The sequence below is a fragment of the Pseudoalteromonas sp. US3C1004 genome, from assembly GCF_048401065.1.
Classification (GTDB): domain Bacteria; phylum Pseudomonadota; class Gammaproteobacteria; order Enterobacterales; family Alteromonadaceae; genus Pseudoalteromonas; species Pseudoalteromonas undina.
In genome coordinates this window covers 532,176-553,724 of sequence record NZ_CP183074.1, presented here as the reverse complement: position 1 = coordinate 553,724, position 21,549 = coordinate 532,176, and the positions used below count along the sequence as shown (strand labels likewise).

Sequence of the window (21,549 nt, the reverse complement as noted above, 5' to 3'; positions counted from 1 at the left end):
TTCCTCCTTTAGATAATAAAGCTTACACCTAGATTAATCGTATTTGTTGTTAGCTACGTATTTTAATTTAGTTTTTGCGCGGCAGTTCATAACCTAACGACTTCGCATCTTTTATAGTAAATCTCTGTTATAGTTAGAAATAGCTAAGGCATAGTCACATTGCTTGATCATGGTTGATACACGAGGATAGAGCTTATAATGAAATGTTTCACACTGGTTTTACTTACCATAAGCCTTTTTAGCTGTTATGCAGTGGCAGGCCCAAGTAATAAAACTCGCTTTATTCCACTATTAAAAACTAAGCTAGGTAATTACGAAGTTACCTCAAGTAACTCGGGTTTGTGCACTAATAGTCGATTGCAATTTAATAACCCTGAAGATCCTGAGCAAGGTTTTAGCTTAGGTAAAGAGATTTTGTTTAACTCATTACATAATGGCACTCGTACTATTCAAAAGCCTAATTATTGTTTTATTACCAGCTCACTTAAATACAAAACTAATGGCCTCGAAAATGGTTTACGTATGAGCCGATGTGATAATCCAATTCACGAAAGAACCATTAAACAAACTATTACTTTTTTAACCGATAACACCCTTAAATACACCTTAGATAACCCAAGTGTAGAATGCGAATTTATTAAAGTTGCTGACTAACACTGTATTTTAGGAATATCGCGCCAACGTGTTGTGTATTGCGGCGATAAAAAAGCTCTATTCATATGCCAGCGTTCATTTAGTTGGCTGCTTGCTACGCTAAGCATTCCTTTCCCAAAGCGATGATTTATCGCATCTAGGCAGCCCATTAACTGCGGGTTATCGGTTTGTTTCTCAAATAAAGTATGTTGTTGAAACTGCTGTGGGCTAAGCTCTAATGCACCCACTCCGCATTTATAAAAACGAATACCCGGCTGATATATCTGCTCAAAACTCTTTGATACTGCACTTGCTATAACACGGGTATCGTTAGTGGGCGGATCAAATTGATGCATAGCTGACTTTTTATAAAAGGCCTGCTCATGTGACGAGCTGGCAGCAAAAATATAAATACGATGAGTTAGCGACTGTTGCGCTCTTAATTTTTGTGCAACTACACTGGCATGATTTATTAATGCGGTTCTCACTGCATCAGGATCGCTAAGGCGCTGGCCAAAACTACGCGTTGAAAAAATAGCTTGTTTGTCTTGGCGCACATCGTCCCAGTTTAAACAGGTAATGCCATTGAGCTCCTTAATTGTACGCTCAAGCACTACGCTAAATTGGCGACGAATTGTTTTTGGACTTTGCTCAGCCAGCTGCCATGCGGTATTAATATTCATTAGCGCCAGCTTTTTAGCTATACGTTTGCCCACTCCCCATACATCCTGGCAGTGCATTTGCTGTAAAATAGCTTGTCGGCTTGCTTCATCATCAATCACGGCAACCCCATTAAAGCCAGCTAGTTTTTTAGCAGCATGATTCGCGGCTTTGGCTAAGGTCGGTGTTGGCCCAAAGCCAACCCCAACAGGGAGTTTGGTTTCGCGCCATACTGTACGTCTAATTAGCTGTCCGTAGTGGTGCCAATCAGTAATTAATGGCTGATAGCCTTTAAAGTGCAAAAACGATTCGTCAATACTGTAAATATGCTGGGTATCACAAAAGCGAGCAATAACGTTCATCATTCTATCGCTTAAATTAGCGTATAGTTCGTAGTTAGATGAGCGCACCACCACCTGATGTTTTGCTAGTAATTGCTTTACTTTAAAATAGGGGCCAAATTTAGGAATATTAAGCTTACGGGCAATAGGGCATACCGCACATACGCAGCCATCGTTATTGGTAAGCACCACTACTGGTTTTGAACGAATTGCGGGGTCAAATACCTTTTCAGCACTGGCATAAAAAGCAACCGCATCAACTAAGGCATACATGAAAGTATCTCAGGGCTTTGCCGATGTAACCTAATTGAGCGAGTTACCACGCCTTCAAGCTGAAATTCATCAGATTCGGTTAATTGCACGGGTTTATAAGCAGCAGAAGCCGAGAGCAGCCGCGCATTGGTTTTATCTAGCAACTTACATACAAATAAACCATTTAAGTTCGCCACAATAACATCGCCATCTTTAGGAATCTCTGCACGGTCAACTAACAGTAAGTCGCCCTCAAAAATACCAATTTCTTGCATAGAGCACCCTGAGGCAACGCCAATAAACGTAGCATCTGGGTGTTTTATTAATAGCTCATCGAGTGATATCCCTAACTCACTATACTGTGCTGCAGGCGATTCAAACCCGCAAACACCGGCCTCTATATAAATGGGAATAACAAACATAACACAACCTAAAACGCACACACTGTATAAGTGTACAGTATATGCGTTTTATATTCGTTATGCCAAGTAATGAATGGCAGATCAATCCATGTTTTTGATCATTTGTTGGGCAGTATGTAAAAAGTCATTGATTTGCTGTGGGTTTAAGTTTTTACACATTTGCGCATTTACTTGCTGCTCGGCGGCTAATAGCTTGTCATAAAGCGAGCGACCTTCAGAGGTAAATGACAAAATAAAACAGCGCTTGTCGTGCTCACTGGCATCTTTGTTAATTAACTTTAATGCGATTAGCTCTTTCACTAAGCGTGCTATTTGGGCCTTGTCGCGCTGGGTCTGATTAACAATATCGTTAGCAGTGCACTGAGTTGTTGTTGCAATAATATGCAGGCAACGTACGTGCATTGCGTTTAAGCCAAGCTCGCCCGCATTAATAGCTTCGCGTATGGTAACGCGATAATTTTGCATTAAAGCAAATAATGTATTGGCTAATGAGATATGCATAGGGAATCCATAATGGTTGACAAAGTCAATTAAATTGATATAGTTGATTTTATCAACCAATGGGGCGTTGTGCAATTCATCTTTTTTAATGAGGTAAATTTATATGGGTAAAAAAGTACGCAAAGCAACAGTATTAAGCACAGAGCAAATAACCCCACATTTACAGCGCATTATTGTTGGCTCCGATGAGTTTAACGACTTGAACGCTCAATATATTGGTAACTACGTAAAGGTGCTTATTCCGCAAAATGGCCGCGTTGATTATAATATTAAAACTTCATGTATGCGTTCATACACTATAAGGCATATTGATGAGCACACCGGCGCACTTACCCTCGATTTTGTAATTAATATGCACCAAGGTCCGGCAACTAATTGGGCTAAAAAAGCAAAAGTAGGCGATGAGGTAGGTATAGCAGGACCAGGCCCTAAAAAGCTTGATAATTATGAACACTCACATTACATACTACTTGGCGATTTAACTTCGGTTAATGCAATTAAAGGCTACGTGCAACAACTGCCTAAAAACGCAAAAATTGACGCGGTTATTCATGCACCAACAAAAGATGATGTGATCAGCTTAGAGTCGCCGCGAGATGTAACTTGGTTAATAACACATAAACCAGATACAGATGTGATAAACGCATTAAAATCGGTGCCGCTTAGTGAGCAACAACCTATTGTATTTATGGCACTAGAGGCCGGATTAGTACGCAAAGCAAAAACCGTATTAACTGATGAATTAGCTATACCTCGCAGTCAAATTGTTTCATCGGGTTATTGGAAAAAAGGCCTTGATTCAGAGGCATATAAACTAAACCGCCAAAAAGCTGCAGCTAAAAATAGTTAACCTTGGTATCACTCAATCGCAACACCTTAGCTTTTCAAGATAAGCTGGCTTGAATTAGTTGTAATACACACCCATCTTTTATTTTAAACTCATTGTTTATGGCTAGCACGTCATAAATCGCTATTTAATTTGGAGATGCTACTTTGTTATCAACTATCCCTTTTTCATTACTAGAACTGGCGCCTATGCAAAAAGGGGCCACGGTTAGTGACACCTTAAACAAAAGTACAGCCTACGCACAAAAAGCAGACCAATTAGGTTTTAACCGTTTTTGGTTAGCCGAGCATCATAATATGCCTGGGATTGTTTGTGCCGCCACTTCAATTTTAGTAGGGCACATAGCCGGCAACACTAAAAAAATACGCGTAGGGTCGGGTGGAATTATGTTACCTAATCACGCGCCTTTAGTTGTGGCTGAGCAATTTGGCACCTTAGAGAGTTTGTATCCTGGTCGAATTGATTTAGGGCTAGGGCGTGCCCCAGGTAGCGATCCGGTGACCAGTCGCGCCTTAAATAACGACATTAGCCGCGCTGAAAACTTTCCTAATGAAGTGAGCGAGTTACAAACACTATTAGGCCCATACGAGGGAGCTAAGCGTGTACGAGCAATACCCGGTGAAAACACTAATGTGCCTATTTGGCTTTTAGGCTCAAGTTTATTTAGTGCCCAGTTAGCAGCGCAAAAAGGATTACCCTATGTATTTGCGGGGCACTTTGCACCGCGTTTTGTACATGATGCAATAGCCTTATATAAACGAGAATTTAAACCATCAAATGTATTAGCTAAGCCTTATGTAATGTTGGCATTACCTTTAGTGGCTGCCGATACAGATGAAGAAGCACAATACTTATCAACCACTTCAAAACAGCGAGTGCTATCATTAATTAGAGGCGACGAGTTGTGGTTAAAGCCCCCAGTTGAAACAATGGAAGGCTTGTGGAGCGAACAAGAGCGTACTCATGTTGAGAGCTTTTTAGGATTAAGTGTTACTGGTGGGCCTGCAAGTATTAAACACAAATTAGAAATGATCGTGAATCAGTTAGGGGTCGATGAGCTTATATTCACCAACGATTTATATGACGATGAAAAACGTCATCGAGCGTTACAAATCCTAATAGAAATAAAGAATTAAGTTGTTTATTAAGCAAGCGTACACTCAACCATTGTTAAACTAATAGTGAAATAAAGAATTGAGTTACAGATTGAGTAAAAATAAGTGATTTATATTTTCAATCGAACTGATTTAATTAATCTGTTTTAAGGATTTAATCAAGCACGTTAAAATAAAGTCATAATCTGTTAAGTTAACAACTAAGAGGTACACCGTGAAATCTCAAATAAATGTTGCTCCACACACATTCAATAAGCCTATGCACCCTAAAACTGCATTGATTGCTGAAGGTGGAGGCCAGCGAGGGATATTTACAGCCGGTGTACTTGACGCGTGGTTAGAGCAAAACTACGACCCGTTTGACTTATTTATAGGCACGTCTGCGGGCTCGCAAAATTTAACCAGTTATTTAGCGCGTCAAAAAGGCTACGCTAAACGCTTGATCAGAGGGCTTTCGCGTCATAAACGTTTTTTTCAATTAGGTCGTGGCCTAATGGGTAAACACATTGTTGACTTAGACTGGTATTTCGAAAAAACCACTGAGGTTAATAGAGCATTAGATTTTAAAACGGCAAAAAATAGCCTTGGTGATAGAGAGCTGCTGATCACTACAACCAACGCACGAGATCGTAAACCGTATTATTTATCTCCTACTGGCGATGGTAAACACTGGCGAGAACTATTAAAAGCCTCAAGTGCTTTACCTTTTTTGTATAAACAAGGTGTTCAACTCACTCCTTGGTTAGGTACTGATTCTGCAAATGAAAGCCCTGTAGTTGATGCTCAATCTCACCCTGATTTTTTCTTAGATGGTGGATTAGCTGCGCCTTTACCGGTACGCGAAGCGTATAATCGTGGCGCCCGTAAAATTGTAGTAATAAGAACGGTAGACACCGATTTTCAAGCAGAATCAGCGTGGGTACAAAAATTGAGAACACTTGCGAGTGCTTCGGGATATTGCCCAAAAACTCTCGACTATTTGTTACAACATGAACAAGCGTACTTAGACGAGCTTGAATTTATTGCTAATCCCCCAGATGATGCTGAAATTATTCAAATTTTTGCTAACGAAAAGCTACATAGCAAATTGTTAGGCAGCTCTAATGATGACCTCCGATTTGATCATAAATTAGGCTTGAAAGCGGGTCGTGATTATTTAAAAAACTATCATACAGAGTTAAACCGTTTCAGTGAGCCGCAATACGCAATGTAAGCAAGCCTCTAGGGCGTTTATAGCGCTAATTAACAAGCCGCATGCAAAGCAATATGCACCTACTGTATATTGCTTTGGCGTTAAACTTAGCCTGTAATTTTAATGGGTTAATAAAAAATACTGATCAAACTAAAACAACTCAAGCTAGCGTAATTACCACACACTGTAACGCATCATATTAATAATAAAACCAGTCTAGCATCATAACTCAACCACCAATCTCAGTTCATAAACTCACTGTGAGTCGACTTACCCTGCACAAAATTTAACAAAGCGTACTATTCTTATCTTGGAAATATAAGAGGCCGTATAATTTTAACGCAAGGCTTAGTGCTGCGTTGTTTGAAGCTACAAATATATTATTGATTTTTTTATAAAAAACGATAAGGTATGAGTGTGATTTTATATTCACAATAACTGAAATAAAATTCACGTGACGTGCGGTGCATTTATTGTTTTAAACACATAAAGATATAAATGTAGAGGCAAGCGGATATAAAAATAACAAATAAAGGACGGGTGATGTTTGAAACAGTAGTAAAAAGTGTCAATGGCCTTTTATGGGGCGAAGGGCAAGTACTTATTTACATTCTCCTATTTACCGGAATATGGTTTTCAGTACGCTTAAAAGCAATTCAATTAGTTAAATTTAAGCACATGTTTAGCCTGCTAAAAGGCAGTAGTAAGTGTAATAAAAACGATATTTCATCATTTCAAGCGCTCTGTACTGGGCTGTGTGCTCGAGTAGGCACAGGTAATTTAGCCGGAGTGGCTGTAGCAATATCACTCGGTGGTAGCGGCGCCATATTTTGGATGTGGGTCATTGCTATACTGGGTATGGCAACCGGATTTGCAGAAAGTATTTTAGGCCAGGTATATAAAATTCGCGACAGCAATGGCGAATTCAGAGGTGGCCCTGCGTATTATATTCAACAAGGCTTAGGCAGTCGTGCATTTGCTATTGTGTTTGCCGCCTGTTTGTTTTTAGGTTACGGCTTTACCTTTAGCGCCATGCAAACCAACACCATTACCGATGCACTAAATTACGCATTTGAAATACCCACTTTTTACTCAGGTGTTGTGATCACACTTTTAGCAGGCTCTATTATTTTGGGGGGCTTTAAAGCCATTGCCCGATTCGCCGAGCGAGTAGTGCCTGTTATGGGCATCGTGTTTGTGCTTGTTGCTGTAGTAATTACACTGATTAACTTTACCCAAGTACCTACCATGCTTAAAGATATATTTTTATCAGCGTTTGGCTTGCAAGAAGCTGGTGCAGGCGCCATGGGTGCAGCCATTAAAAATGGTATACAACGCGGTTTATATTCTAATGAGGCTGGCGCGGGAAGTGTACCGCACGCATCGGCTAGTGCCAGTCCAGTGCCAAACCACCCAGCGACACAAGGCTACATACAAATGTTAGGGGTGTTTTTCGATACCATCGTATTGTGCAGTTGTACCGCGGTTATTATTTTATTGGCCGATGTAGATATAAGCGGTGAAATGGAAGGCATACGCTTAACACAAAGCGCTATGACCTCACACTTAGCGCAAGGCGGCGTGTATTTTGTAGCCGCTGCCATTACTTTATTTGCTTTTACCTCGGTGGTTGCTAACTACGCCTACGCCGAAAGTAACCTCCACTTATTTAAGCTCGATAACAAAGTAGGGCGCGGTATTTATACTTTGCTTTATTTATCAATGATGTTGTGGGGCGCATCGGCTACCTTAAAACAAGTATGGGATTTAGCTGATATTGCTCTAGGGTTAATGACAGTGGTAAACGTTATCGCTATTATACTACTCACACCGACTATTTTGTCTGTTACTAACGACTACCACGCACAAAGAGACAAAGGCATAGAGCCTGAGTTTAAAGTAAAAAACGTAAAAGTGCAGGGCAAATGTGAAGACGGAATTTGGGATTAAGATTAAAGTTTAAAAGTTTTATATTGCATAAGTATTCATTTTTAAGTTTAGCTTTAACAACATTAAACTGCGACTCTACAGGTAGTATTTTTAGATGATCGACATTTATGCGGGTAAAACTGCAGCAAAAATAATAAACGAACAAGGTTTTAAACCCGAGATTTTTACCTCGTTTTTAGGGGCAAGTGGTGGCCCTAAATGGTTTACCTTATTTGGTTTAGACAAATATATATTTGGCGAATTTTTTAAACATCGCACCCAACCGCTTAATTTAATTGGCTCATCTGCAGGGGCTTTTCGTTCAGCCTGTTTTGCACAAAACGATCCAGTTGCAGCCATTAAGCGGTTAGCAAAATCGTATTCACAAACCCGATATTCTAGTAATAAACCAACGCCCGCTGAAATTACACTAAAAGCCCGCGCATTATTAGATGATGTATTTGGTGATGATGGCGTTACTGAAATTATAAATAATCCTGTTTTTAAAGCGCATTTTATAGTCGCAAAATCTAACGGGTTTATTGCCAGCGAACATAAATTAATACAGCTTTTGGGTTTATCAAAAAGTTATATGCTTAACAGAATTAATCGAAAATTATTAGGCTCGCAATATGAGCGTTTTATTTTTGGCGCGCCCAATAGTGATTTAAGTATTACTGACAGCTACAATTTTAAAACCAAAAATATCGCACTTACACAAACAAATTTAAAAGATGCCTTACTTGCATCGGGCTCTATACCACTTGTAATGCAAGGTATAAAAAATATTGCCGGTTCGCCACCAGGGATTTACCGCGATGGCGGCATTATTGATTACCACTTTGATTTAAAAATTAATAACCCTGGCTTAATTTTATATCCACATTTTAATTCAGATCCAAAGGCAGGGTGGTTCGATAAAAATTTAAAACGAAAAGTGTCACCACAAAATTACGACAATGTAGTGATGATCACCCCATCAAAAGAATTTGTAGCCGGCTTACCTTACGGGAAAATCCCAGACAGAAACGACTTTACTGATCTTGATGCAGACACGCGTATTAAATATTGGAACACCGTGTTTAGTGAAACTGAGAAATTAGCTGAAGTATTTGATAATAAATTAAATAACACTAGGTATGATTTATTATCATATTAGTTATTAAATTTACGGTACATAAGAATTGGAAAAAGGGCGATAAGCACTTTTTATCAACGAGTTGAGCCCTTGTAAGGGTTAATTATTTATAATCCTGTAGAGATTCTCTTATTTTATTAAAATAATAAGATAAGACAGCAATTGAAATCGTATTATCGATTCCTTTAAAATGATTTAATAAAGTTTTATTTATCATTTCCAAAATAAGAACAGTACAATCTATTGGTGTTTCAAGTCCTATATGATTATTACCAATATTGAGAAATTGATCATTTCCCTTAGCTGATAAACTATAGAACATACTTTGTGAACTAGAGTGTAAATTTTGATTAGCTAATTTTGCATATGGCTGTAATTGGTCAATACCTACAGACTTTTCAATTGCTCTGAACCCAGGTGGCCGGCCTTTATAATCAATAAACCCAACTACCCAACCATAATCGGAAACAAAGTCTTTACTATATTTAAGTTTTAATTCGTCAACTCTTATCTCTAGTTCTTTAAAGTTATCCATGTCTATAGTGGTATTAGCCAATCTATTTGGATACTTATTTTTCATTTCTAAAAGGATTTTGCTAGAGTTAAATTTATCAACTATATTGTGGTCATAAAATTGAATTGCGCATTTTTCACCATTATCTTTTATAAACATTAATGTAGTAGATACTTCGTATAAAGTTCTCCACCTAGAAATCGCTGCGTCAGCAAAGCCATTATTTAATAGGGCTAAGATTTCTTTTGAAACTAAACATGCTCTTGCGTGAAGATTAAGTAAGACTGTAGTTAGAACAATTTCGTTTTCATAGTTTTTGTCTGGATTAAATGATGAAGCATTAACTTCACTCAACCAACAGGTAAATGATACATACCTTTCAAGCAAAGCAATTTGTAATTGCCAAATATCTTTATGTTTTTTATTGAAGTTAGAGAGCTGAGAAGAATTAAAGTTAACTAGAGAATCACCAACAAAAAAGAAATTAATTGCTTTTAACAAGTTTTGACTAGCTTGGGATGAAAAGTCCTTTACTTCTGATTTTGTAAAAGAACTATCAGAGCCATTTTTTAATAGCTCTTTATATAAATCTTCAACAGCAGTTTCGACAATATCTTTTGAATGCATAGAGTTCCTAAAATTAAAATTTCAGAAGTAATTAAAAATTTAAGTAATTAGTTTGATCGACTTATAATTGAAAGTTCAGTAATCAGTCTTATTGTAACACGTAATAATTAAATTATAATTGCAAAGCTTAAGTCCCATAAATTACGGTACGTAATATATAAGAAAAGGGCGAAAAGCCCTTTTTTATTAGTAGTTTAGATTTGCTGTCAAATGTGACAGTTTGACCTAGTTGTTACCTTTAAGATTAAGAGTTCTAGTAGACATATCTGGCGGATTTGAAGCTCTCTCACATGCACCATCCATCATGACTTTGTTGGTTTCGGTACGTGAAGAATTATATTCACCTCTCCAGAATGAACAAATTTCATTGTTAGTTCTCTGGGCATTCCTTATCACTGCTTCTCTTTGGGCGTTTTGCCTACTGATAATTTGATTTCGGTTTTTTTCTTTCAAAGCTTGAGTTTGGGCTCTAATTGCTGCACTTTTAGCCTCTAACCTAGATTGCTTCATAGCTGAACTTGCAGCATCAGCAACAAGTTTTATTTTATATAAATCAACGGCTTCATCGACTCCCCAAATTGTTAAACCAGCAAGAGTAAGTGAGAAGTATAGTTTTAAATAGTTTAATTCCATTTAGCTTCCTGTCCTTTCAGATATTTCACCAATAATATTAAGTAATTGGTCTTGTAAGTCAGATAAATAATTATCCTGTGTTTTATGATTTTCCTTGAGGGTTTTGTACATGGACTCTGATTTTCTAGCAGACCATTTATAACGATGAACGAGCTGAACATCAGAGGGTTTAACTTCGCCCCAAGGTGTACTCATTGTATGATCATCTACAGAAATTTTACAGTCTGCCCATGCTCCAGTAGCAGGTAAATAACCTCGATAAATAATAGCTGTTAGTTTTTCCACTGGGAGACTGGCTTTACCTGATTTCACATAGCGCCTTACTTGCCTTTCACTTACGCCCAGTTCTTTGGCACCTTTTGCATAATCATAGCCAAATAAAGAAAGAAACTGTTTATGAAATTCTGATTTAAACATTGTGATTTTTACTCCTTTTAAAAAAATCACAATGGTTAATCATTATTTAACTCCGAATAGGTTTATCAGGGGCGCAAGCGCGGTATCGAGTAACTAAGGGCAGGGGTTGCGCTTCGCTTAGTTACGACCGATTTACGGTAATGCTAAATTAAAATTTGTGTGCGGTCTACATGGCTAAAGCCATCGGTGTATTAAACAGCCTTTTTCATACGGCCAGTTGTAATACTGCGAGCCATAAAAGGTATATGGTCTGGATTATCAATTAAAAAATCTACCATCTGCTTTATCTCAATTTCTGAGTTATCAGGTATCCAAAGGGTTACTTTTTTTAACCCTTTGCCTTTTTGCTTTTGTTCGTACTTTTGATTTCTAGTCATAGTGTCACCAGTGACGGGGTTGTTATGTATGGAATTGACTGTGTAGCAAGGACACCTCCCGCGAGCGGGTCCCTCCTCACTACTCTGTCAATTCATTACTTTCATCGAATACTTCCACTGTTGGAGAATCGCATGTTAAAAAATCATGATAAGAATTATATTTAATTTCAATCATACAGCTAGACCTAACAACTACTGAGTAGCCTGCAAGCATTAAGTCCCTAAGTGATAAATTAAATATGTGCTGTCCATTTTGGCTGGCGCTTAGATAATAGTTTTTAGTTAACTTGCCTAGTTCGGTATATTCTCCCCAACCAGCAATATGAAGCGCAACTTTATAAAATGGGTGCTTTTGTTTTTCTGGTTCACGTTCTTCAGGTTTAGGCACTTCTTTTGGAGCAGTAGCGCTTTTGTTTATTGGAATTTGTGAGTGTGAAAGAGTGTTAGGCGCTGGTTCTTGAGCGTTAGCAGGTGAAGAAGTTGTAACAGCTGCCTGTAGTTCCTTTGTTTTTTTTGCTTTTTCTTCAAGACTTTCACCTCCTGAAAGAGCGCCAATTATTATAAATATACCTAAGGGAACTGTGATTACTGCGCCCCAGATACTCCAGTGGTTATACCATTTTTTAATGTCTTTGGTTATGGCTTCCTGAACAGATTTATTGTTCTTAGTATGGCTGGTATAAAATGGAAAATAACGGCTTTCATATACCCGTTCGTCAGTTCTAAAAACTGATGAGTTTGTAGTACCTACGCCATCATGAACTTTTAAGATATATTTATCATCTTGACCCATATGTGATTTTTTTATACAGCGATATGACATTTGTATCATATCCCTTATATCTCGATTTACTTTCCTAAAGTTCTGAGTAATTAGCATAATGTCAAAACCATAATGACGGTGCATACTAAAAAACTCAGTTAGTTCTTTTTCTGTGCCGGTACTGGGCATGGCCAAGTGGCACTCATCTATAAAAAAGTAAACTTTTTGGCCTTGTTCGTTTTGCCAATTTTCATATTGTAAGTAGTGGTCTTTCTTTGAAAATGGACGCTCTCCGCCATAATTATGAAATTCACCGTCTACTATTTCAATTAAGTCTCTGCAATATTCACCGTATACATCGCAAAACTTATCAACGTTTAAGGGTAAGTTTGTTACTACTTTGCGTTTATCTTTTGTGACTGTGGGTATGATATGAGTAACAACAGCTTCATAACTTTTTCCTCCCCCTGGTTTACCTTGTATTCCGTTTATCATAATTAGCTCCCTAGTCTAGTGAATGGTATAAGTTGCAGTAATATGCGAATAGTTACAGCGGTCATAATCATAGTAAGTGCTTGAGGAACACCGATAGAAGACATAAACCACTGCAAACCAGAGGGGATACCTGATAGGTAAGAAGTTATATCTAAGGTATCAAAGTATGAGTCCATACCAGTCAACGCTAAGTGTGAAAGGTCTAATATCTGCTCAAAAATCCACGTAAATAAATCTTTGTAAATTTCATGAACAGATAAAACGATACTCCAAAGGAACTGCTTAAATTCGTTCCACGTTGTTGCTAACCAATCCAACATATTAACCTCCAAATATAATTCTTCGACAAACAAAAGCGGCAGTTATAAATATACAAATTCTTAAAAATGGCATTAAGCGCTCCCAATTTGGATCTAAAGTTTTACAGCCCAAATTAACGAGTACATCAAAACAAATATTCATTTCTGGTGCAGAACCGCCAGAGGTAAGGCGAAATTGTTTTAAAAAAACAAACAAACCTGTCTGTCCGATTAAGTCGCTTTTTTCGTCCCAAACTCCCTGCCAACCGTTTTCATAAGATGATTCGTAAAAGCTAGAAGAGCCCTCAGGGTTGAATGAATCGCCTATATCAGTTTCAGAAATTGAATCTAAAATACCTTTTGTATTACCCGCAATAACATCAGTGTTATCAGCAGTTAGTTTTGTATTTTTTTCTACACCAGTAAGTAAACCATTTGATTTATCTTGACCTTGCTTAATACCCTGAATACCTGAGTTAATACCGTCTAGTGTTTGATTTGTTTTGTTAATTTTGCCACCAATAAAACTTAACTCGCCTGATATATTATCTAGACGGTTATTTGTAGAAGTCATATCTGGATTTTCGGGAGTTGGGTTTGGGTTTTCATTATCAGGTGTATTAGGTTTACAACGACCATTTTCGCAAGTTTCATCTTTATCAGGTACACCATTTTGGTTTTTATCATCAGGTTTACCATCACCGTCTTTATCGTCATATGTACAGAAATAAACACCATCCATAGAACCGCAACCAGCTGGGCATTGATATTGTTGTTGGCCGCTAACAACTATTGCGTTGCACCCCTCATTTGGATCAACATCACAAATGAGGACTTGGCCTTGAGAACCGTAGTTATAACAATTGTCGTCACCACCATCAGGAGTAGGTTCTGGTGTTGGTTTGTCACCGTAGTCATTTTCATCACCATCACATGATTTACCAGTAGCGATGAAATTATCGTGACCTTGTTTGAATTGGCATTGCTGACCTGTAGTTGGATTGGTATAACAAGCATTTTCACCAGCTTGACCAACGCCTGATTTGTTAGGTAAAAATGAATTATTGCCAAATTCTGAACAGGGTTCTGGCTCTGGAATAAATTCTTTTGCACACATTTTTTGTCCAGAATCAGATGTTACTAATATATTGTAATTAGGATAAGAATTAGGAGGACATACAGGTATTGAATTTGAACCAATAAAAGAAACTGATATTGTGCTATTTTGGGTAGCTGTCCATTCTTGAGGAGTGCCTTGTTCATTACCAAATGTACAAACAGCATTTATATTATAATTTTTACCACCTGTAGAAACAATGTTGTTCGCAACACAACCCTCGACAAAACCACTAGATAAAGAAGATAAAAAAGTATCTGCTAAAACTTCTAAGGCCTGAGAATCGGAGCCTTGTGGAGCTTCGAGTCGCGGGCAATCGGTTTTATTAATGCGACATGAGTATTGGAATAAATCTTTGTCTTCCATTTTTGGAGGTTTTAAATCACTCATATCAGGTGCCGAAGAAACAAAAAAAGCGCTAATAAGCGCCAGTGTGTATATTAAAATTTTCATTGGCAGTTATCCCCAACCGAAATTTCGACAAACTATAAAACCAGCTAAAGCCCCTATCATCGCTATAATAGTGAGGATAAGGGCGACGATTAAGCCGCCCATAATTAACTCCTTAAATTAAACCGCTTTAATAGCACGTTTACCTAAGATGCCACCTTTAAACGCCATTGCTACACCAACAACGATAACCATTGCACCTGTAACGAATGCTGCTACTGTTGTTAAATCTACTGCTGCGAATATATCAGCCATGATAATTTCCTTAATTTTAAAGTAATTTAATAACCTTTTTGGCAACCTTTGCTTTATAGGATAAGAAGCCAAAAAATATTATGAAGCCGAAGCCCCAAGTGAATGACCCTGCAATATCCAGAGCCGTTATCTGAATGCTTTCAACATATGAAGCCGCTTCATGTGAGGGTACAAGAACGTAACCAGAACATTGTTCAAGTGTTTCACTTGTAGCGGTTAATGTGCCGTCAGCATTCAAATAAATACATTGCATAACTAGCTTTTAACCTGCTTTGTTTCTATAGGTAAGCTATGTAAGCGGAAACCTTTCCAATCCATTTGACGTGCTACGTTAGCACCTTCGTAATATTCAATATTGAGCAATACTGGCTTTAAGCCCCAGCCGTTAGGGTCAGATTGCAAATTCTCCAATTGCTGATAAGTACCATCGTTAAATTGGTCAGCAGATACCTTTACAGATAAAATTTGAGCTGGGTTTTTTGTATGAAGTTTAAATTCGCCAGTTGTAGGCAGGGGAGCACCTTTATCATCTGTACGATTAACTTTTACTAGGTCTGTAATAGCGCCTTCAATATTCATAATTTCTCCAATAGGGTTTAGTTTTATTAATAGTTACAGTTAATGACACAAGTCCAAGCTCGCGACTTCGTCGCTCGAAATGTTGCCAGCCAAAGCTTCGTAATCCATGAATAAGCACATGTTTTGATAATCCTCAAGAACGCACGCCTCAAGAAACTGCATGTCTTCATCACTAGGTGCGAATAAGCGGCCGTCATCGTGCCAACCTTGTATTTGTTCAGACACACCGCACATGATTTTACGTTGTGATTTAATATCTTTTTCAGTGAGTATCTGGGTGGTACCGCGTCGAGTAATTACTACAACAGCATCCCAAGCAACGCCTAAAATTCGGTTAGCTGGTTGGTCGCCATATTTAGTGGCAAAGTAGGGTGATTTAGATTCACTGCGGCTAACCTCGCCAGTAATACGGTCAACAATATCGGGCAATTGGTAGTGAATGCGTAAAGTTTGGTCTTTGCGTTTAACTTGTACGCCACCCATTGCAAGGCAAAATGCTTTCCAATCTGATGAATCAGCAGCTTGGCGTACCTTTTCAAGTGCGTATTTTGAAACTGTGTCTAGTGTTGTATTCATTGCGTTTGCAACCTCACATTTGCCAGTATCACCTTGGCCTAATCGTCTAAGTTCACGCCAAAGGGTGACTGATGGTCCACCAATTTGCTGAAAACGTCTAATATCAAAAGTGCTTGCCCAAGTAGATGCACGTTCTGCCGCATCGGCTGGAAGTATTTTCATTTCACCCGCTTGCGAGCAAATTACTTTGTCTATGCTGTCACCAGTCACGGCTTTAGTAATATATTTAGCAATGTAACCAGCAGCAGAGCCTTTACTTTTATTAATCGTAATGGCCTTAAAGCGAGTGGTGCTTGTTCTAAATTCGGTTGGTGTATCTTCGGTACAAAGCTTTTTAAGGATTGAGCGAACTTGTATAGCATCACCTTTTTCCATGAATAAAAGCATGTGCCAGTGTGGGCAACCGTCATGATGCGGTTCAACAACGCGAAACCCATAAGGGCGTAAATTTTGTTTTGAGAATAGGGCGCGGGCACGTTTCCAAATGCCATTAAAATATTCTTGTGCATCTTGAGGTGTTGAACCATCGTATTTATTATTTGGTCGACCTGTATGGTGAACAGCATGAAATCGACTTGGTGCTGATAATGTGTAGAACTCACCGCGATGGCCATGCATGTCTGCTAGTTCTTCAAAGCCACGAATGCGAACCATTAATTCAGCCGCTTGTTGTTTACCAGATGTGTGTGAACGTTCAATAATTGATTGCAGTGTTTCGAACTCATCAAACGGGTTTGCATCGTTTGGAACAACAAATAAATCAGACATTATTTCAGCTGATTTGCGCTTACGTTCTCGGCGGTTCTGGATGGTTGGTTGTGACACATAAGCACTTGCTTTTTTATGTACGAGTCTCAAATCACGGGCTAGCTGTTCGATAGTAAACGCTTGGATTTTACGTAACTTACGACGCCAGAAAATTGGGTCAGCAAAGCGGTTTAAAATACCTGTTAAAGAGTCTGCTGCAAAGTGTGTGCAATACGGTGCAACTAGTTCAGGCTCTTGAATATCAAAGGAATTTAAGTATTTAACCAGGATGTTAAATACTGATAATGTGTGGCCATTTTTACTTATTTTCAGCTCACAATAACGGGCTTTTTGCTCTGCAATTTCGCATAATTCATCGTCTGAACATGATAAATTAATATGACCGTGTTTAAAATTCCCAAGGGTTAAGACGGTATCAGCAGACTTTAAACGCTTGTTTGCTTCAGCTAAATTGTTGAATTTTTCAGCCAAAAAGTAACCGGTGCTAAGCATATGTGCGAGGTTAGAGTGACGTTCAAAAATACGATTTCGCCATGATTCAAAGTCGAAAAAACGTTCTTTCATTGGCTTAGAAAGGTTTGCAAAAATGTCTTTTGCAGTGCATGAAGGTCGTAAATTTGCCGTTAAATTCATTGCTGTATTTAGCGGGAAAACTTGAGCGTATTGGGCGTTAGATAGTACGTTCATTGGATAGCCTTTACTTTTTTATAGATAGGAGTGCGGACTAAAATGAAGTTTAAAATTATAAAAATAACAGGGAATAAAGAATAAGATAAAAAATCAAATGCTATATCATACTCTTGGTATGCAATGGAAAGTAAGCCAGATAATAAAAACGTAAATTGAAAAACTAGAACAAAAAAATATGAAATTTGAACTAGTAATGGATTTAGTGTGTTTTTAGTGGAACTCATATCCGTATTTCCCTGTTAAAATATCATTTGTCAAAGATGACAATTTGTCGAAGTGTAATTGTCATCTTTGGCAAATGCAAACTTTTTATTTAACAAGATTTAAAGTTATAATTAGAAAAGTGAGGAGAACACCATGAACTTTAGTTACGAACTAATTGAAAAATATAAAATTTTTAAAGGTTATACTCAAGATAAACAAGTTGTTTCAGATTTTACTGAGTTTAACTCAGGGAACCTAACTCAAATCAAGCAAGGTAAGCGTCATTTAACAGCGAATCAATGCATCTTTATGGCTAACACGGTTGGTATGGATCAAAAAGAAGCACTACTTAAACTTGCTATAGAAAAATCAAAGTCTAAGGAAGAAGGTAAAATCTGGTCTGATATTGTAAAAAAGATTAGTGCAGCATGTGTAGCGCTAACACTAGTTGCAGGACTGGCGAATGCTCCAACTGAGGACGCATTTGCGTAATAGCGATAGCCCATAAATTACGTTATGTTAAATTGATTGAATTAAATTAAAGTGGGCGTAATCCATAAAACTAGCCCACTTATGATAGGGTTTTGATAGCTTAGTTTAGCTCAGAATCTACCCAAAATTTAGTGCCTTTTAAAACGGCTTGTAGTGCAAGGCCACTTTCGGTTAAAGAGTAAACAGTAACTTGGTCAGCAATAGCTTCGGCAACTAAAGCGCCACCTTTATCTTGGTATTTTGCAGCAGCATCGGCATTACCACCGAACGCCCAACCATGTTTAATAAATCTATTTAACGCTGCTTGATCGTGAAAAACCATCACAATATTGAAATCTTTAACACCTAAACCTAAGCCTAAACCAGCTTCGCCCATATTCATATAGGTAGATTTTCCGGTTAGGTTATTTTTTACTACACCGTACCCACCACCAAAACTGGCTAAAATAACGTTTACATTGGCATTATCAAATACAGCATAACCGGCAGAGTTTGCAATTTGAGTTTTAACATCTGGTTTTTTTTCGTATAGAGCAGTTAATGTATTCGATTTCATACTTTGTACTAAAGCACGTTTTTCTCCAGGAGAAGCACTGCCTGTAGTAGCGCAACCGGTTAATAAAACGCTAATAACTAACATGCTCAACAGAAGTAATTTTTTCATGATTTTTCCTTTAATAAGGTATATGGTTAATAAATCTGCATTTAGCATAAATATCAAAATTTCACTAAGTCCAATACTAGACAGTATCGGACTTTAAGGTTAATCTATAACTCTATTATTTTCTTATATATTTTACTATTATGCTTGTTGCTCTGGTCGATACATTAAAACAATTACGTTATCAAATAGCTCACCTTGAAGATAATACACTCCAATCAGAATATCCAGAACTAGCCTCTTTTATACAGCAAGTCAGCTTGACTGTAACTGAATCAAAGGCCGACCTTAACTTTTTATACCAGTTTTTATATGTTTATGGCCGAAAATCAGAAGCAACTTATAGTCGTTTTCGCAATGAATTAGAACGATTTTATTTGTGGTCATGGCTTATAGCTGAAAAATCAGTATTCGATTTAAAGCGTGAAGATATTGAGGCGTATGTTGATTTTATGGTCGAGCCGGATAAAAAGTGGGCATCAACTTCGGTGCAGTGGCGCTATAAAGATGAGCAAGGAGTACGTAGGTTAAACCAAAATTGGCGCCCTTTTATGCAAAAAGAATCTATTGCGAGTCAGCAAACATTATCCGCAATGTTTACTGCACTTAATGTATTTTACAAGTTCGCTATTTTAGAAGAAAAAACCTTCGCTAACTTTGTACCTGTAGTTAAAAAAAATAGCCCTTATTTAGTAGTGCAATCGCAGATTCAAATTCCCGATACATTGAGCGATATTCAATGGGAATACGTATTTGGTGTAACACGTGATCTGTGTGAACAAAAACCAGAGTATGAAAGAAACCTTTTTACCCTCGCCTGTTTAAAAGGATTATATTTACGTATATCAGAATTATCAGAGCGTCCACAATGGTCACCTGTTATGTCTCATTTTTGGCAAGATAACGATGGCTTTTGGTTTTTACGTATAATGGGTAAGGGTAATAAATTACGAGATGTAACTTTAAGTGATGATTTTCTTGAGTATTTAAAACGCTACCGGTTATACCGTGGTTTACCTGCCCTGCCCCGTGTTGACGAATCCGACCCGTTAGTGCATAAAATTCGTGGCCAAGGTGGTATGACAGTAAGACAAATTCGTCGTTTAGTACAACAAAGTTTTGATATTGCTCAGCAGTCATTACTTGATGATGGCTTTAAAGATGACGCGGAACAATTAGAGGCGGCCACTGCACATTGGCTTCGACATACCGGTGCAACACATGATGCACAAACTCGACCTTTAAAGCATTTATCTGAAGATTTAGGTCACGCAAAAATAGCCACAACCGATCAAATATATATTCAAACAAATATTAAAGAACGGGCAAAATCTGGAATAAAAAGGAAGATTTAATGGAATACTTAATTATTGCTTTTATTGGTGCATTATTTTTAATTTATTCTATAACACTACGCCAATTAGAAAAAACAGAAATTACCGGGCCGATGTTTTTTGTTATAGGGGGGATGCTGCTAGCATTGATAGCTCCAAACGAAAGTGAAAATTTTAAAAATGGCTTACGGTTTTTACTACCCTTTATAGAATTAACGCTCAGTATCTTTTTATTTACCGATGCAGCAAAGTCAAAATTAGGAGTATTAAGGCATAGTTTTCAATATCCTAGTTTACTTTTATTTGTTGCCTTACCATTAACTTTATTACTCGGGATTGTAACCGCGTTATTTTTATTTGCTGAGCTTTCATTAATTCAAGCAGCACTTATCGCAATTATATTAACCCCAACCGATGCGGCGTTAAGTAAGGGATTATTAAGCAATACAAAAGTGCCTGAAAAAATACGCGAAGGTATTAATACAGAAAGCGGTTTAAACGATGGCTTATGTGTGCCTATATTTTTAATATTTATTCTGCTCGCAAAAAATCCTGAATCTGCAATTACTGCAACACAAACGTTAAGTGTATTTGGTAGAGAGTTGGGAGTTGCATTATTAATTGCATTTGCAAGTATTGCTGTTTTTATTCCGTGTTTAAACTTTGCAATGAAGCGTCATTACTTTGCCCAAAACACTAGCCCGTTTTTACTATTGGGTTTTGCTATGGCTGTATTTTCACTTACGCAATATTTTCATGGCAGTGGATTTATTGCCGTATTTGTAGCGGGGCTTTTATTTGATAAATACGCGAGCACCAAAATAAACAAAGAGCTGATTGAAGACTCAGAGCATATAGCTGACTTTTCCTCTTTAATGATTTGGTGTTTATTCGGTTTTGTTTGTGCTTATTTAGTGATCCCGAAATTAAATACTGAAATAATAATTTATGCGCTACTTAGTACAACACTGATCAGAATAATTCCTGTTATGTTGTCATTGCAATTTACGTCATTAAAAATAAAAGAGCGTTTAACGTTTGCTTGGTTTGGGCCACGAGGATTGGCTTCGATTGTTTTTACTTTAATGGTTATTGATACACAAATAGAAAATAAATTTCAAATTGCGACCATTGCTATGACCACAATTTTATTTAGTGTATTTATTCATGGTATTAGTACAAAACCGATTGCAGACAGTTTTGCTAAAAAAACTAAATAAATATAAACAAAAATAAAAAGGCGTAACTTAATAATAAGTTGCGCCTTT

General features: G+C 37.6%; 23 protein-coding genes. 9 read left to right on the top strand and 14 right to left on the bottom strand.

Annotated elements, in window-relative coordinates; genetic code table 11:
* The first annotated feature begins 198 nt into the window (after positions 1-198).
* Entirely contained in the window at positions 199-654 is a 456-nt protein-coding gene (locus tag ACNSN3_RS17820) for a hypothetical protein (RefSeq protein ID WP_010388821.1), read from the top strand.
* Here ACNSN3_RS17820 and ACNSN3_RS17815 read toward each other — a convergent pair.
* From ACNSN3_RS17815 to ACNSN3_RS17805, 3 genes are all read right to left on the bottom strand, one after another.
* The gene (locus ACNSN3_RS17815; protein WP_075170161.1) at positions 651-1,907 is read right to left on the bottom strand and encodes a Y-family DNA polymerase; all 1,257 of its coding nucleotides are present in this window, start codon (positions 1,905-1,907) and stop codon (positions 651-653) included. The two genes, ACNSN3_RS17820 and ACNSN3_RS17815, sit on opposite strands and share 4 nt — an antisense overlap.
* The gene (umuD, locus tag ACNSN3_RS17810; RefSeq protein WP_010388819.1) at positions 1,895-2,308 is read right to left on the bottom strand and encodes a translesion error-prone DNA polymerase V autoproteolytic subunit; all 414 of its coding nucleotides are present in this window, start codon (positions 2,306-2,308) and stop codon (positions 1,895-1,897) included. The genes ACNSN3_RS17815 and umuD overlap by 13 nt, the downstream gene beginning before the upstream one ends.
* A gap of 81 nt (positions 2,309-2,389) precedes the next feature.
* Complete coding sequence (locus ACNSN3_RS17805) at positions 2,390-2,809, bottom strand: MarR family winged helix-turn-helix transcriptional regulator (RefSeq protein ID WP_418609242.1); 420 nt, start codon at positions 2,807-2,809, stop codon at positions 2,390-2,392.
* A 103-nt stretch (positions 2,810-2,912) separates the two neighbouring features.
* On the opposite strand from ACNSN3_RS17805, the gene ACNSN3_RS17800 reads away from it, so the two are divergent.
* From ACNSN3_RS17800 to ACNSN3_RS17780, 5 genes are all read left to right on the top strand, one after another.
* Complete coding sequence (locus tag ACNSN3_RS17800) at positions 2,913-3,659, top strand: siderophore-interacting protein (RefSeq protein WP_418609240.1); 747 nt, start codon at positions 2,913-2,915, stop codon at positions 3,657-3,659.
* Between the two features lie 143 nt (positions 3,660-3,802).
* Positions 3,803-4,792 carry an LLM class flavin-dependent oxidoreductase gene (locus tag ACNSN3_RS17795; RefSeq protein WP_248526989.1) on the top strand — a complete coding sequence of 330 codons (990 nt, stop codon included), beginning with the start codon at positions 3,803-3,805 and terminating at the stop codon, positions 4,790-4,792.
* Between the two features lie 238 nt (positions 4,793-5,030).
* Positions 5,031-5,984 (top strand): patatin-like phospholipase family protein, encoded by a 954-nt coding sequence (locus ACNSN3_RS17790; protein WP_418609835.1) that lies wholly within the window; start codon positions 5,031-5,033, stop codon positions 5,982-5,984.
* Between the two features lie 522 nt (positions 5,985-6,506).
* Positions 6,507-7,913, top strand: a complete 1,407-nt coding sequence (locus ACNSN3_RS17785; protein WP_418609238.1) for an alanine/glycine:cation symporter family protein — start codon at positions 6,507-6,509, stop codon at positions 7,911-7,913.
* A gap of 94 nt (positions 7,914-8,007) precedes the next feature.
* Positions 8,008-9,051, top strand: a complete 1,044-nt coding sequence (locus ACNSN3_RS17780; RefSeq protein ID WP_418609236.1) for a patatin-like phospholipase family protein — start codon at positions 8,008-8,010, stop codon at positions 9,049-9,051.
* Between the two features lie 82 nt (positions 9,052-9,133).
* Here ACNSN3_RS17780 and ACNSN3_RS17775 read toward each other — a convergent pair whose 3' ends face one another.
* The 10 genes from ACNSN3_RS17775 to ACNSN3_RS17730 form a co-directional block, all read right to left on the bottom strand.
* Complete coding sequence (locus tag ACNSN3_RS17775) at positions 9,134-10,171, bottom strand: DUF5677 domain-containing protein (RefSeq protein WP_418609234.1); 1,038 nt, start codon at positions 10,169-10,171, stop codon at positions 9,134-9,136.
* Positions 10,172-10,396: 225 nt separating this feature from the next.
* Positions 10,397-10,804, bottom strand: coding sequence for a hypothetical protein (locus tag ACNSN3_RS17770; RefSeq protein ID WP_418609233.1), 408 nt, complete (start codon positions 10,802-10,804; stop codon positions 10,397-10,399).
* Complete coding sequence (locus ACNSN3_RS17765; RefSeq protein ID WP_055012696.1) at positions 10,805-11,221, bottom strand: hypothetical protein; 417 nt, start codon at positions 11,219-11,221, stop codon at positions 10,805-10,807.
* Between the two features lie 191 nt (positions 11,222-11,412).
* Complete coding sequence (locus ACNSN3_RS17760) at positions 11,413-11,598, bottom strand: hypothetical protein (protein WP_418609231.1); 186 nt, start codon at positions 11,596-11,598, stop codon at positions 11,413-11,415.
* A gap of 79 nt (positions 11,599-11,677) precedes the next feature.
* The gene (locus tag ACNSN3_RS17755) at positions 11,678-12,856 is read right to left on the bottom strand and encodes a zonular occludens toxin domain-containing protein (RefSeq protein WP_418609230.1); all 1,179 of its coding nucleotides are present in this window, start codon (positions 12,854-12,856) and stop codon (positions 11,678-11,680) included.
* Between the two features lie 2 nt (positions 12,857-12,858).
* On the bottom strand, positions 12,859-13,176 hold the full coding sequence (locus tag ACNSN3_RS17750; protein ID WP_138596316.1) for a DUF2523 family protein: 318 nt from the start codon (positions 13,174-13,176) through the stop codon (positions 12,859-12,861).
* A 1-nt stretch (position 13,177) separates the two neighbouring features.
* Positions 13,178-14,725: a hypothetical protein gene (locus tag ACNSN3_RS17745; RefSeq protein ID WP_418609228.1), complete on the bottom strand. Its 1,548-nt coding sequence runs from the start codon at positions 14,723-14,725 to the stop codon at positions 13,178-13,180.
* Between the two features lie 117 nt (positions 14,726-14,842).
* Positions 14,843-14,977 carry a hypothetical protein gene (locus tag ACNSN3_RS17740; RefSeq protein WP_283957130.1) on the bottom strand — a complete coding sequence of 45 codons (135 nt, stop codon included), beginning with the start codon at positions 14,975-14,977 and terminating at the stop codon, positions 14,843-14,845.
* Positions 14,978-15,232: 255 nt separating this feature from the next.
* Positions 15,233-15,556 (bottom strand): hypothetical protein, encoded by a 324-nt coding sequence (locus ACNSN3_RS17735; protein WP_418609225.1) that lies wholly within the window; start codon positions 15,554-15,556, stop codon positions 15,233-15,235.
* A 39-nt stretch (positions 15,557-15,595) separates the two neighbouring features.
* On the bottom strand, positions 15,596-17,587 hold the full coding sequence (locus tag ACNSN3_RS17730; RefSeq protein ID WP_418609223.1) for a replication endonuclease: 1,992 nt from the start codon (positions 17,585-17,587) through the stop codon (positions 15,596-15,598).
* A gap of 360 nt (positions 17,588-17,947) precedes the next feature.
* Here ACNSN3_RS17730 and ACNSN3_RS17725 point away from each other — a divergent pair, with 360 nt between their 5' ends.
* The gene (locus ACNSN3_RS17725; RefSeq protein WP_418609221.1) at positions 17,948-18,286 is read left to right on the top strand and encodes a DUF3693 domain-containing protein; all 339 of its coding nucleotides are present in this window, start codon (positions 17,948-17,950) and stop codon (positions 18,284-18,286) included.
* A gap of 100 nt (positions 18,287-18,386) precedes the next feature.
* On the opposite strand, the gene ACNSN3_RS17720 is transcribed toward ACNSN3_RS17725, so the two are convergent.
* Positions 18,387-18,950: a YSC84-related protein gene (locus ACNSN3_RS17720; protein ID WP_008108715.1), complete on the bottom strand. Its 564-nt coding sequence runs from the start codon at positions 18,948-18,950 to the stop codon at positions 18,387-18,389.
* A gap of 140 nt (positions 18,951-19,090) precedes the next feature.
* On the opposite strand from ACNSN3_RS17720, the gene ACNSN3_RS17715 reads away from it, so the two are divergent.
* The gene (locus ACNSN3_RS17715) at positions 19,091-20,302 is read left to right on the top strand and encodes a tyrosine-type recombinase/integrase (protein WP_008108719.1); all 1,212 of its coding nucleotides are present in this window, start codon (positions 19,091-19,093) and stop codon (positions 20,300-20,302) included.
* Complete coding sequence (locus ACNSN3_RS17710) at positions 20,302-21,501, top strand: cation:proton antiporter (protein WP_109874994.1); 1,200 nt, start codon at positions 20,302-20,304, stop codon at positions 21,499-21,501. Before ACNSN3_RS17715 ends, ACNSN3_RS17710 begins: the two co-directional genes overlap by 1 nt.
* Positions 21,502-21,549 lie beyond the last annotated feature (48 nt).

Bases quoted from the DNA above. Each gene is read 5' to 3' on its own strand.
- ACNSN3_RS17820 (WP_010388821.1), top strand. From the start codon at position 199: ATGAAATGTTTCACACTGGTTTTACTTACCATAAGCCTTTTTAGCTGT.
- ACNSN3_RS17815 (WP_075170161.1), bottom strand. From the start codon at position 1,907: ATGTATGCCTTAGTTGATGCGGTTGCTTTTTATGCCAGTGCTGAAAAG.
- umuD (WP_010388819.1), bottom strand. From the start codon at position 2,308: ATGTTTGTTATTCCCATTTATATAGAGGCCGGTGTTTGCGGGTTTGAA.
- ACNSN3_RS17805 (WP_418609242.1), bottom strand. From the start codon at position 2,809: ATGCATATCTCATTAGCCAATACATTATTTGCTTTAATGCAAAATTAT.
- ACNSN3_RS17800 (WP_418609240.1), top strand. From the start codon at position 2,913: ATGGGTAAAAAAGTACGCAAAGCAACAGTATTAAGCACAGAGCAAATA.
- ACNSN3_RS17790 (WP_418609835.1), top strand. From the start codon at position 5,031: ATGCACCCTAAAACTGCATTGATTGCTGAAGGTGGAGGCCAGCGAGGG.
- ACNSN3_RS17785 (WP_418609238.1), top strand. From the start codon at position 6,507: ATGTTTGAAACAGTAGTAAAAAGTGTCAATGGCCTTTTATGGGGCGAA.
- ACNSN3_RS17780 (WP_418609236.1), top strand. From the start codon at position 8,008: ATGATCGACATTTATGCGGGTAAAACTGCAGCAAAAATAATAAACGAA.
- ACNSN3_RS17775 (WP_418609234.1), bottom strand. From the start codon at position 10,171: ATGCATTCAAAAGATATTGTCGAAACTGCTGTTGAAGATTTATATAAA.
- ACNSN3_RS17770 (WP_418609233.1), bottom strand. From the start codon at position 10,804: ATGGAATTAAACTATTTAAAACTATACTTCTCACTTACTCTTGCTGGT.
- ACNSN3_RS17765 (WP_055012696.1), bottom strand. From the start codon at position 11,221: ATGTTTAAATCAGAATTTCATAAACAGTTTCTTTCTTTATTTGGCTAT.
- ACNSN3_RS17760 (WP_418609231.1), bottom strand. From the start codon at position 11,598: ATGACTAGAAATCAAAAGTACGAACAAAAGCAAAAAGGCAAAGGGTTA.
- ACNSN3_RS17755 (WP_418609230.1), bottom strand. From the start codon at position 12,856: ATGATAAACGGAATACAAGGTAAACCAGGGGGAGGAAAAAGTTATGAA.
- ACNSN3_RS17750 (WP_138596316.1), bottom strand. From the start codon at position 13,176: ATGTTGGATTGGTTAGCAACAACGTGGAACGAATTTAAGCAGTTCCTT.
- ACNSN3_RS17745 (WP_418609228.1), bottom strand. From the start codon at position 14,725: ATGAAAATTTTAATATACACACTGGCGCTTATTAGCGCTTTTTTTGTT.
- ACNSN3_RS17740 (WP_283957130.1), bottom strand. From the start codon at position 14,977: ATGGCTGATATATTCGCAGCAGTAGATTTAACAACAGTAGCAGCATTC.
- ACNSN3_RS17735 (WP_418609225.1), bottom strand. From the start codon at position 15,556: ATGAATATTGAAGGCGCTATTACAGACCTAGTAAAAGTTAATCGTACA.
- ACNSN3_RS17730 (WP_418609223.1), bottom strand. From the start codon at position 17,587: ATGAACGTACTATCTAACGCCCAATACGCTCAAGTTTTCCCGCTAAAT.
- ACNSN3_RS17725 (WP_418609221.1), top strand. From the start codon at position 17,948: ATGAACTTTAGTTACGAACTAATTGAAAAATATAAAATTTTTAAAGGT.
- ACNSN3_RS17720 (WP_008108715.1), bottom strand. From the start codon at position 18,950: ATGAAAAAATTACTTCTGTTGAGCATGTTAGTTATTAGCGTTTTATTA.
- ACNSN3_RS17715 (WP_008108719.1), top strand. From the start codon at position 19,091: ATGCTTGTTGCTCTGGTCGATACATTAAAACAATTACGTTATCAAATA.
- ACNSN3_RS17710 (WP_109874994.1), top strand. From the start codon at position 20,302: ATGGAATACTTAATTATTGCTTTTATTGGTGCATTATTTTTAATTTAT.